General features: G+C 37.1%; 9 protein-coding genes and 1 pseudogene. 1 reads left to right on the plus strand and 9 read right to left on the minus strand.

What is annotated here, in order from left to right; translation table 11 throughout:
• The 7 genes and pseudogenes from WBM60_RS15060 to thrA all read right to left on the minus strand — a co-directional run.
• Positions 1-285, minus strand: a pseudogene (locus tag WBM60_RS15060) (YebC/PmpR family DNA-binding transcriptional regulator); the annotation flags it as partial.
• 79 nt (positions 286-364) lie between these two features.
• On the minus strand, positions 365-652 hold the full coding sequence (locus tag WBM60_RS15065; RefSeq protein ID WP_424283276.1) for a 4a-hydroxytetrahydrobiopterin dehydratase: 288 nt from the start codon (positions 650-652) through the stop codon (positions 365-367).
• A 70-nt stretch (positions 653-722) separates the two neighbouring features.
• On the minus strand, positions 723-1,550 hold the full coding sequence (locus WBM60_RS15070; RefSeq protein WP_424279723.1) for a sugar nucleotide-binding protein: 828 nt from the start codon (positions 1,548-1,550) through the stop codon (positions 723-725).
• 30 nt (positions 1,551-1,580) lie between these two features.
• Positions 1,581-2,666, minus strand: a complete 1,086-nt coding sequence (gcvT, locus tag WBM60_RS15075; protein WP_424258582.1) for a glycine cleavage system aminomethyltransferase GcvT — start codon at positions 2,664-2,666, stop codon at positions 1,581-1,583.
• A 94-nt stretch (positions 2,667-2,760) separates the two neighbouring features.
• Positions 2,761-4,056: a threonine synthase gene (gene thrC / locus WBM60_RS15080; RefSeq protein WP_424258584.1), complete on the minus strand. Its 1,296-nt coding sequence runs from the start codon at positions 4,054-4,056 to the stop codon at positions 2,761-2,763.
• Positions 4,057-4,086: 30 nt separating this feature from the next.
• Positions 4,087-5,007: a homoserine kinase gene (locus tag WBM60_RS15085; protein ID WP_424258586.1), complete on the minus strand. Its 921-nt coding sequence runs from the start codon at positions 5,005-5,007 to the stop codon at positions 4,087-4,089.
• Between the two features lie 4 nt (positions 5,008-5,011).
• Entirely contained in the window at positions 5,012-7,456 is a 2,445-nt protein-coding gene (gene thrA, locus WBM60_RS15090; RefSeq protein ID WP_424283277.1) for a bifunctional aspartate kinase/homoserine dehydrogenase I, read from the minus strand.
• 404 nt (positions 7,457-7,860) lie between these two features.
• On the opposite strand from thrA, the gene WBM60_RS15095 reads away from it, so the two are divergent.
• Positions 7,861-9,405: an NAD(P)H-hydrate dehydratase gene (locus tag WBM60_RS15095; protein WP_424258590.1), complete on the plus strand. Its 1,545-nt coding sequence runs from the start codon at positions 7,861-7,863 to the stop codon at positions 9,403-9,405.
• A gap of 3 nt (positions 9,406-9,408) precedes the next feature.
• Here the strand turns inward: WBM60_RS15095 and WBM60_RS15100 are convergent, their stop codons facing one another.
• A complete protein-coding gene (locus WBM60_RS15100) occupies positions 9,409-9,810 on the minus strand; it encodes an STAS/SEC14 domain-containing protein (protein ID WP_424279581.1) in 402 nt (133 codons plus the stop codon).
• Between the two features lie 201 nt (positions 9,811-10,011).
• A partial coding sequence (locus WBM60_RS15105; protein ID WP_424283278.1) for an AAA family ATPase occupies positions 10,012-11,391 on the minus strand: 1,380 nt, incomplete at its 5' end.

The raw sequence follows: 11,391 nt of genomic DNA on the forward strand, positions 1-11,391 counted from the left end.
TAAAATAGCTATTCCATGGGGAGCATACCCTTCAAACAAAACCTCCTTAAAATCGCCTAGTGACTTATCTGATGCCCTTTTAATGGCTCTTTCGATATTGTCTTTGGGCATATTTACCGACTTGGCATTCTGAATTACCGCCCTTAACCGCGAATTGGAATCAGGATCAGGGCCACCTTCCTTTACAGCCATGACGATATCCTTCCCAATCCGTGTAAAAGCTTTGGACATTGCTGACCATCGCTTCATTTTCCGCGCTTTCCTAAATTCAAATGCTCTTCCCATAAATTAATACAACCTATTTATTGAAAGCAAATTTAACAAATTTAAATGTGGAGACAAGAGATGATATAATTGGTAAAAATTATTTGTTATTTACTATATTTTCAATGCTTTTTGCAAGTTCAAAATCATTATTGGTTATACCGCCAACATCATGCGTATTCAATCGTATATTAAGAGAGTTGTAGACATTTGACCAATCCGGATGGTGATTTTGTGCCTCGCATTCAAATGCAATTCGTGTCATTGTGGAAAAAGCTTCTTTAAAATTGCTAAACTTATAGGTCCTTTCAATAGCGGTGTCTTTATATTCCCAACCAGGAAATTCTTTTAGCTTTTTGGTTATTTCTTCTTCGCTTAATTTTTTCATACTATTCTATTTTTCTTAAAGTTAGAAAAATATGACTTAAGCCCTTTAAAATAAACAGATTTCTTATTAGTTAACCCATAACATGATGATCAATAATCTCCTGGCAACTAATTCGCAGGTTTTTCGGAAGTTTATTGTCTTTAGGCAAGACTGCCAGATAACGTTCCTCATTTGTGGTGAATACTCTTTTAAAAATGGGATTAAAGCTCCCAATCCTTTCAAGGATATCCTTAATAAAGTCTTCATGATGAACCAAATCATAACTGCCCAAATGAAAAATTCCGCTCTTATTTCGATTAATGAGATAATGGATTTGCTGAGTAAGCTTGTAATCGCTTGTTACATTAATAATCAGATTTGGGAAAACTTCTATAGGTTCATTATTCCAAATAAATTTCTTCATTTCTTTAACCCGAGGAGAGGAATTTCCAAAAACCATTGGTATTCTTAAAATGGCCATTTTAGATTTAGGCAATCGTAAAAGCATGTTCTCTATTCTGATTTTCAACCTCCCGTAGACACTTTCGGATAAGGTTTTGTCATGTTCATAGGAAGGGAATTTGCTGTACGCATCAAACACATTAGCAGAAGATAAGAAATAGAGCTTGCAGTCGTGTTTAACAAGATATTCTACGATGTGCTGGTGTGCCTGAACTTGTGCGCTAAAATTACCTCTTAACGCAGAAATAATGATTTGCGGACGTATTTTCTCAAGAAGTTGATAGATATCATCTTCCTGCATGTCATACCTTATAAATTGGTTATTGTCTTCAAAAGCACCTCCAGATGAACAATAGGTAGCATAGGTATCAAAATAATTGCAGAGTTCCTTGTATATAGCATAGCCAATAAAACCACTTCCTCCCAGTATCAGTATTTTCTTTCCTCCGTCTTTCACCCTTTTTTCCTCCTCATGTCTAAAAGTAATCTATACTTTATAAAATGGTAATTTAACAACTTTTGCCTTTACTGTATTCTTGCGTATTTGAATATGAATCTCGCTACCTGGTTCAGAAAATCCAGAATGCACATAGCCCAAACCAATTCCTTTATTCAAGGAAGGAGACATGGTGCCCGATGTGACAAAACCAATTTTATTGTCATTTCCATCTACAATGTCATAACCTTGTCTTGGAATGCCTCTTTCTTCCAATTCAAAGGCAATTAATTTTTGTTTTGGAGCTAGCTCCTTTTCTTTAGCCAGAGCCTCACTGTTCACAAAATCTTTGCTAAACTTTGTAATCCAACCAAGACCGGCCTCCAGGGGAGAAGTGTCCTCATTAATGTCATTTCCATATAAACAATACCCCATTTCTAATCTAAGAGTATCCCTGGCAGCCAAACCAATAGGTTTAATACCATAATCGGTACCAGCTTTCAGAACACTATCCCAAATTTGCTTTACTTCCTCATTTTTACAGTAGATTTCAAAACCTCCGGAACCTGTATATCCTGTTGCTGAAATGATAACATGTTCTATCCCCGCAAAGTCGCCAACCACAAAATTATAGAATTTAATTGCCGACAAATCTACGGATGTTAAAGACTGCATGGATTCGACCGCTTTTGGGCCTTGAATAGCCAATAATGAGTAGTTTTCCGATATATCCCTAAGTGTAGCCCCTATCTTTTTATTATACTTAGAGATATGATCCCAATCTTTTTGAATATTAGAGGCATTCACTACGAGGAGATAAACTTCTTCTTTTATTCTATATACGATAAGGTCATCCACTACACCACCAGACTCATTTGGAAAGTAACTGTACTGGGCCTTTCCGACCGTCAGTTTTGAAGCATCATTGGATGTGACTTTTTGAATAAGCGTTAAAGCGTTGGGTCCTTCTATTAAGAACTCTCCCATATGAGAAACATCAAAGACGCCCACAGATTTTCGCACCGTTTCATGTTCGGCATTAACTCCTTCGTAAGATACCGGCATTAAATACCCGGCAAATGGAACCATTTTGGCCCCCAGTGCTTCGTGGGTCCTGGTTAAAGCTGTATTCTTCATATTTCGTCAATTTTAGCTGCGCAAATTTATAGAAAATTAATAGATAGCTAAATCAGGCTTCACAATGTTTTATGACTTATAAAAATAAGATGGCCTATTTGTTCAACAAATAATTTTTAAGTTCTTCGTAGGTATCTATCTTGATGGAAATTTTCTTTTTTTCTAGTACTTTTTGAATCTGAGAAGGAATGGGTAATTTCAACTTTAGAGTTTCTTCAACTACGTCTAAAAATTTAACGGGATGCGCAGTTTCCAGAAAGATACCAAAGGTATCAGATTTATCCTTCAGGTATTTTTTTAAACCTAAATACCCTACTGCACCATGAGGATCAGCAATGTAGCTACTTGAATCATATATGCTGTGCATGGCCCGTTTTGTCTCTTCATCTGTAAATGAATATGAGGACAGAATATTTTTTAATTCGGTAAAATTATTTTTATAAAGATTTCTTATCCTAATAAAATTACTGGGATCTCCTACGTCCATCGCATTCGATATAGTGGCTTTTGAAGTTTTAGGGGAATACTCTTGCGTGCGCATATAAAGAGGAACCGTATCATTTACATTTGTTGCAGCAATAAAATGAGCAACCGGCATACCTAATTTTTGAGCAACCATTCCGGCACAAATATTTCCAAAATTGCCACTTGGGACGGAGAAAACTATAGGCTGTTCTTTGTTTTTCAGCTTTTTATATGCAAACAAAAAATAAAACATTTGAGGTAACCATCTGGCCACATTTATTGAGTTTGCAGAAGTTAATTGCATTTCTGACTTCAGATCCGAATCTAAAAAGGCAGTTTTAACCATATTCTGGCAATCATCAAAGTTCCCATTAACCTCAAGGGCCGTTATATTCTGCCCCAAAGTGGTTAACTGCCGTTCCTGAATATCACTGACTTTACCGCTTGGGTACAATATAACCACCTTAACGCCTTTAACCCCTAAAAAGCCATTGGCCACAGCACCTCCTGTATCCCCGGAAGTGGCTACCAGTACGGTTACTTCACTGTTCTGATTCTCTGAAAAATATCCAAGGCAGTGCGCCATAAATCGTGCTCCCACATCTTTAAATGCAAGGGTGGGCCCATGGAAAAGTTCCAATGTTGCCACATTTTTTTCCAATTCAATAACAGGAAAAGGAAAATCTAACACGCTATTTAAGATCTCTTTTAACTTATTTTCCGGAATGCTTTCTCGTACAAATTGTTCTATTGCCTTAAAGGCAATATCATGATCAGCAAGATTTTCAATATTTTCAAAAAAAGCAGGAGGCAAGGGTTTTATTTCCCTGGGAAAATATAATCCTCTATCGGGAGCTATTCCTTTAATGACCGCATCTTTAAATGATACATCCGCAGCTTCTTTATTTAGACTATAAAATTTCATTTGCCGGTTTTATGGAAGTAAAAGTCAAAATTATATTTTACGCATTCCTATGGTATTTATTTTTGAAACATATACATCATAATCCACACCTATATTGATATATACATTTTTCATGGCTTTCGCCACTCTTTCCGCAGTTTCCTTTCCTTTACTCAGGGCAAAAATTGAAGGACCAGAACCAGAAATACCTGTGCCCAGGGCTCCTGCTTTAATGGTTTCTGATTTTACTTCACTGAAACCCGGTATTAACATAGAGCGGATAGGTTCTACAATATGGTCTACCAGAGACCTGCCAATTAGGTCATAATCTTCAAGGAAAAGGCCTGATATAAGGCCACCAACATTCCCCCATTGTTTTATCCCATCTTTTAAAGAAATTGATGTTTTCAGTATTTTTCTTGAATCTGATGTCTTTACTTCAATCTGAGGATGGATAACTGTTGCGTACAACTCCGGAGGTGTGTTTATTTTTATAATATCCAGAGGTTCATAACTGCGTACCAGAGTAAATCCACCATATAATGCAGGTGCTACATTGTCCGCATGCGCTACACCGCTGGCTAATGCCTCGCCTTGCATAGCAAATTTTACCAGCTCAATTGGTGAAAAAGGTTTCTCCAGAAGTTCATTCATGGCCCATACAGCTCCTGCGGCACTTGCGGCGCTACTTCCAATACCGCTGCCGGCTTTAATCTTTTTATGTATTTCTATCTCAAACCCACCAGAATAATCGCTTTCTTTCAATAAGGCTAATCCCGCTACACCGGCTACGTTATCCATAGTCTCCAGGGGCAGCGATTGTCCTGTTATCTTAGAGATCTTAATACCAGGTTCATTTGTCTTGTGTACTATCATTTCATCACCTATTGCTTCCAATGCTAAACCCAGGACATCAAATCCGCATGAGATATTAGCTATGGTAGCCGGACAAAAGACTTTAATACTATTCATTTGATTAAAAATTTCCTATTCTAATTATATCTGCAAAAATTCCGGATGCTGTAACATCGGCCCCAGCTCCGGCTCCTTTTATGATCAGCGGCTGGTTAGGGTATCTTTCAGTATAAAAAAGAACAATATTGTCGCTTCCTTCCAAATTATAAAAGTCATGACCTTTAGGGATTAACTCTAAGCCAACACTTGCTTTGCCATTCTCAAATTCTGCAACATATTTGAGCTTGCTTTCAGAAGAAACGGCCTTTTTAAATAAATTTTGAAACGATTTTTCATGGGCAGTAAGTGAGGCATAAAAGTCTTCATTGTTGGTTGCAGCCAGACTTTCCTCAGGCAAAAATGATTTGTTCTTTATGTCTTCAATATTAAGTACATAACCGCTTTCTCGTGCCAAAATTAAAATCTTTCGCATGACATCAATACCACTTAAATCTATTTTTGGATCCGGTTCAGTATAACCCTCTTCTTGCGCTCTTTTAACAATATCATGAAAGGTGGTTTTGTCATTAAAATTATTAAAAACAAAATTCAGGCTTCCGGACAATACTGCTTGTATTTTGTTTATTTTATCTCCGGACGCTATCAAATGCTTCAAAGTATCTATTATGGGTAATCCGGCACCCACATTGGTCTCAAAAAGGAATGGAGAATTGTATTCCCTTGAAAGATCTTTAAGGTCTCTATATTTTTTATAGTCCGAAGAACATGCAATTTTATTACAGGTAACTACTGAAATACTGCGCTTTAAATAATCAGAGTAATCATTGGCTACTATTTCGCTGGCTGTATTATCTACAAAAATGCTATTTCGATAATTGTACTTCAATACGTTTTCATAAAACTTTGTCCTATCAGCTTTTTCACCTTTTGCTAAAAGCTCTTCCCAATGTTCTAAAGGAATTCCGCCTTCTTCGAAAATCATGGTTCTGGAATTGGATAATCCAATTACTCTGGGATTTAGCTTAAGGTTGGTTTTAAGGTACTTTTTCTGTTTTTGGATTTGCTTAATAAATCTGGAACCCACATTTCCAACGCCCATTACGAAGAGGTTTAATTGCTTAATGTTCTCCTCAAAGAACTCTTCATGTAAAGTATTAAGAGCTTTTTTAACATCATCATTTTTTATTACGGCGGAAATATTCCTTTCTGATGCCCCCTGGGCTATGGCTCTGATATTTACATTATTTTTACCTAATGCACTAAACATCTTGCCGCTTAGTCCTTGATGACTTTTCATATTATCTCCTACCAAAGCAATGATGGCAAGCCCGGTTTCCACTAAAACCGGCTTAATTTTTTGTGTGGCTATTTCATATTCAAAGGCTGCGTTTACCAGTGATTCTGCAATAATTGCATCATTATCAGAAATTCCAACACAAATGGAGTGTTCTGAGGATGCCTGAGTAATAAGGACAACACTAATACCTGCCTGAGAAAGCACTTCAAAAAATCGTTTTGAAATGCCCGGTATTCCTATCATTCCGGGACCTTCTAGGGAAAGAAGCGTAATATGCTCAACATTACTGATTCCCCGAACAGATTTGCCCAGGACATTTTCATTTTTAGCTATCAAAGTACCTGCCTCCTCCGGGGCAAAAGTATTTTTAATAAGGATAGGTATGTTTTTCGATAGAACAGGTTGAATGGTAGGTGGATACAAGACTTTGGCTCCAAAATGGGACAATTCCATTGCCTCTTCATAGGAGATCTGCGGTATGGCTTTGGCTTGTTTAACTATCCTGGGGTTTGCTGTATACATCCCACTTACGTCCGTCCATATTTGTAATTCTTCTGCATCTATTGCACTGGCAACCACAGCCGCAGAATAATCCGAACCGCCTCTGCCTAAGGTTGTGTGATTACCTTTGGCTGATGAAGAAATAAATCCGGGAATGACAGTTATTTTATTTTTTGTATTTGAAAAATAAGCTTTACAGTTGGTATTTGTACTTTCAAAATTCACGACAGCCTTTCCATAAGTGTCGTCAGTTTTGATCAGCTCCCGACTATCCTTAAATGCTGCATTCATGCCTGTCGAGATAAAGAATTCACTAATAATAAAGGATGATAAAAGCTCACCAAAACTAACAATCTTGTCCGTTAACTGCGGCGTTTTTTCGGCAATTAGAAATGCACCTTCTGCTAAGGTCTCCAGAGTGTTTAATTCGCTTTTTACCTTACTTAAAATAGCGCTTTGTAATTGAATTGGGATAAGTTCTTTTATGGTCTTTATATGCCTGTCTTCTATTTCCCGAAGACTATCTTTATAGCTTTCATCCTGGTTTGATGCCAAATCAACAGTCTTTAGCAGCAGATCTGTAATTCCTCCCAGTGCAGATACTACAACCACAATATTATTTTCATCCAAATTTTTGACGATATTCTGAACCTGCTTTATATGTTGTGCATTGGCTACTGAAGTACCTCCAAATTTTAAAATCTTCATTTCACGATATTATTAATTGCTTGATTGATACAGGGGGTGTTACTATATATAAATGGGTGCGGACGTGTATGTAGAATCTTACCCCTTAGGGGTAGTAGTAGTGATAACAGCAAAATTGTGCCTGTTGGTATGGGATGAAGCCCATTTATTTATGTCCGATATGCTTTTCATAATGCCTATGATAACAATTCAAAAGTAGGTCTTTTGAACCCCTTATCAAATAATTCATGTTATTTTTACGAAGTCATCAATTTTTTTCAAATATTTTTACATAAAATAGTCCCTTTTTAGGTTGATTCATTCAATACATCAGAATTTGTAAATGGGAACTAAAATGGAACAATCTATTTCAAATACGCTTATCACTTAATAAGGGAACTCAAAATCTAACCTTTAAACGGGAAATGAAGATATTTACAGCCAAACAGATATACGCAGCCGACCAATTTACATTAGAAGAGCAGGATATTAGCAGTGATGCGCTTATGGAAAGGGCCGCAACCAGGCTTTTTAACTGGTTTCACCATAGGTTACAGGGTGATCAGGTTAAAATTAAGTTGTTCTGCGGGATTGGGAATAACGGCGGCGATGGATTAGCTCTGGCCAGGCAATTATGGGAACATGGCTACAATTTTGAAGTATTTGTTGTAAACTATAGTGAGAAGAGGTCTCACGATTTCCTGACTAATTTGGAACGGTTAAAGGACCGCAAGATTTGGCCAAACTTTGTTAACCACGATGCTGAACTCCCTTCAATAGATTCAGAAGATATTATTATTGATGCTCTTTTCGGGATTGGGTTGAACAGATCACCCGATCAATGGGTAGAACGGCTTATAGAACATCTTAATAATTCAGGGGCTTTTGTGGTTTCAGTTGATGTCCCTTCTGGTTTGTTTTTAGATCAGGCCGTTAAAAATTCAAAAGCGGTGGTCAAAGCCAATTATGTCCTGAGTTTTCAGTTTCCAAAACTTATTTTTTTCTTACCGGAAACCGGAATATTCTCTAATCAATGGGAAATTTTGAATATAGATTTGTCTCAAAAATTTATTGAACAAACAGAGGCCGACTATGAGCTTATAATGAAAAGTAAGGTTTTACAATATTATTTACCGAGGGAAAAATTTTCACATAAAGGCACGTATGGGCATGCTTTGATTCTTGGCGGCAGCTATGGAAAAATTGGTGCTGTCTCCCTTGCTTCCAGGGCCTGTATTACCTCCGGGAGTGGATTGGTTTCGGCCTATGTACCAAAATGCGGATATATACCAATTCAGAGCTCATTACCTGAGGTTATGGTTATTACAGACCAGGGCCAAGATGAAATCATGAATATTTCTTTAAACATAGAGCCCGATGTAATAGGCATGGGAATTGGACTGGGAACTGCCACAAGTACTCAGGAAGCGTTCACAAAGTTTTTAGGAACAACGAACTGTCCAATGGTTATTGATGCTGATGGCCTTAATATAATTGCCAAAAAAAAATCCCTGTTAAAAATGCTTCCACCAAAAACTATACTTACACCTCACCCGGGAGAATTGAAACGTTTGATAGGTAATTGGGAGGACGATTTTGATAAACTAAACAAAGCCAAAGAATTCTCCAAAAAATACGACTGTATCCTGGTACTCAAAGAGGCTCATACTATAGTAGTCTACAATGGGAAGGGATATGTAAATACTACAGGAAACCCCGGAATGGCCACGGCAGGAAGCGGAGATGTACTTACCGGTGTGATAACCTCATTAATTGCCCAGAAGTATGAACCTTTAATAGCAGCAATTTTTGGAGTATACCTCCACGGTAGAGCAGGAGATATAGCAATTGAAAACTTAGGATACCAGGCGCTGACTGCAACAGCAATAATTAATGGTATTGGACCAGCTTATCTTGATCTGTTTAATGTACCCCCTACAGATATTGAAAAAGAAACGAAGGAGAACTAGTTCTCAGTTCTTTCTAACTCTTCTTTGCACCCAGGCCAGTGCATTGTTATAATCAATATAAAATTTCATTGGTTTTTTGTAGAAGAGTTTTTCAATTTTAAAATTATGCATATCTACTTCCTTTACGGAAACAATAGCAAATGCTTTAAGATTTTTTAACTCCCTTAAATAGCTGTAAATAGTGGGGTCAACGGCATAAGAATTTTTTCTGAGACTAATAATGCCAAAGTTTATATCTCTGAAATGTATCTCTGAAATTCCTATAATTTGATAAGCCCTTTCCAGGGTAAGTGTTGCCCCTTCGTCAAAGATTGCAACCATATGATTTTTAAATACCTGAACGGTACCAATATCCAAGTTGTATTCTTTAACTATAATAATTTTCTTAGCCGGTCCGACTTTCATTTCATATAGTTTAGTGTGTCTTAAACGAAAGTATACGCTTGGGCAAGGTTTCCGAAAAATATTAGATCAAAAGCGTATATATCGTTTGACTGGTTTACACGGGGTTGAAACTGTATTCTTATTCTTACTTGTTGTAATCTAGGGAAATAAAAAAAGGAACCAAATAACTTGATTCCTTTATAACTAAATTCTTACATTTTGTTATGCTTTGGAGCCCTTCTTGGATTTTTTTATCTTAATAGACAGTTCATTTTTCTTTTCATCCAAATCCATAAAAATACTATCCCCTTCTTCGAGTTTAGAATTTACAATTTCTTCCGCCAGGGTGTCTTCAATATACTTCTGAATAGCTCTTTTTAAAGGTCGGGCACCGTATTCTTTGTCAAAACCTTTATCAGCGATATAATCTTTTGCTTTATCAGATAAATTCAGATGGTATCCAATATCCTTTATTCTTTCATAAAGCTTATTTAATTCAATGTCGATAATCTTGTGTATATGTTTTCGCTCCAATGGATTAAATACAACAACATCATCTATTCTGTTCAGAAACTCCGGCGCAAAAGCTTTTTTAAGCGCATTTTCAATCACACTCTTATGGTAATCATGTTCCTGCGATTTTTTGGCCGCTGTACCGAAACCAACGCCTTGTCCAAAGTCCTTAAGTTGTCGGGCACCAATATTCGAAGTCATTATAATAATTGTATTCCTAAAATCTATTTTACGCCCTAGACTATCTGTCAAAAAACCATCATCCAATACCTGAAGTAACATGTTAAAAACATCAGGATGCGCTTTTTCAATTTCATCCAAAAGAATTACAGAATAAGGTTTGCGCCTAACTTTTTCAGTAAGTTGTCCACCTTCCTCGTAACCCACATAACCAGGAGGAGCCCCTACTAATCTGGATATGGCAAATTTTTCCATATACTCGCTCATATCAACGCGAATCAAGGCATCTTCAGAATCAAAAAGTTCTTGTGCTAATACCTTGGCCAACTGGGTTTTACCAACACCGGTTTGTCCGAGGAAAATGAAGGAACCTATAGGTTTATTAGGATCTTTTAGACCAGCCCTGTTTCGTTGAATGGCTTTGGCTACTTTAGCTACAGCTTCATCTTGTCCAATTACATTCCCTTTAATAAGATTTGGCAACTCAGCAAGCTTATTGCTTTCCGTCTGTGCTATTCTATTAACCGGAATTCCACTCATCATAGATACTACATCGGCAACATTATCTTCGCTTACGGTTTCACGGTGAAGTTTACTGTCTTCTTCCCACTTTTCCTGTGCAATAGACAGTTCCTTTTCAAGTCTCTTTTCATCATCCCTAAGCTTTGCAGCTTCCTCATAACGCTGTTTCTTAACCACGCTATTCTTCAATTCACGCACATCATCCAACTGATTTTCCAATTCAAGAATTTGCTTTGGAACATCCATGTTAATTATATGTACCCGCGAACCAGATTCGTCCAGCGCATCTATAGCTTTATCCGGTAAAAACCGGTCCGTCATATACCTGTTGGTCAGCTTGACACAGGCGATAATGGCTTCATCAGTATAATTTACATTGTGGTGATC

The organism is Eudoraea sp., assembly GCF_049669105.1.
Taxonomy (GTDB): Bacteria; Bacteroidota; Bacteroidia; order Flavobacteriales; family Flavobacteriaceae; genus Eudoraea.

Excerpts from the sequence above, each read along its gene's own strand:
- WBM60_RS15065 (WP_424283276.1), bottom strand. The coding sequence starts at position 652 with ATGAAAAAATTAAGCGAAGAAGAAATAACCAAAAAGCTAAAAGAATTT.
- gcvT (WP_424258582.1), bottom strand. The coding sequence starts at position 2,666 with ATGAAGAATACAGCTTTAACCAGGACCCACGAAGCACTGGGGGCCAAA.
- thrC (WP_424258584.1), bottom strand. The coding sequence starts at position 4,056 with ATGAAATTTTATAGTCTAAATAAAGAAGCTGCGGATGTATCATTTAAA.
- WBM60_RS15085 (WP_424258586.1), bottom strand. The coding sequence starts at position 5,007 with ATGAATAGTATTAAAGTCTTTTGTCCGGCTACCATAGCTAATATCTCA.
- thrA (WP_424283277.1), bottom strand. The coding sequence starts at position 7,456 with ATGAAGATTTTAAAATTTGGAGGTACTTCAGTAGCCAATGCACAACAT.
- WBM60_RS15095 (WP_424258590.1), top strand. The coding sequence starts at position 7,861 with ATGAAGATATTTACAGCCAAACAGATATACGCAGCCGACCAATTTACA.
- WBM60_RS15100 (WP_424279581.1), bottom strand. The coding sequence starts at position 9,810 with ATGAAAGTCGGACCGGCTAAGAAAATTATTATAGTTAAAGAATACAAC.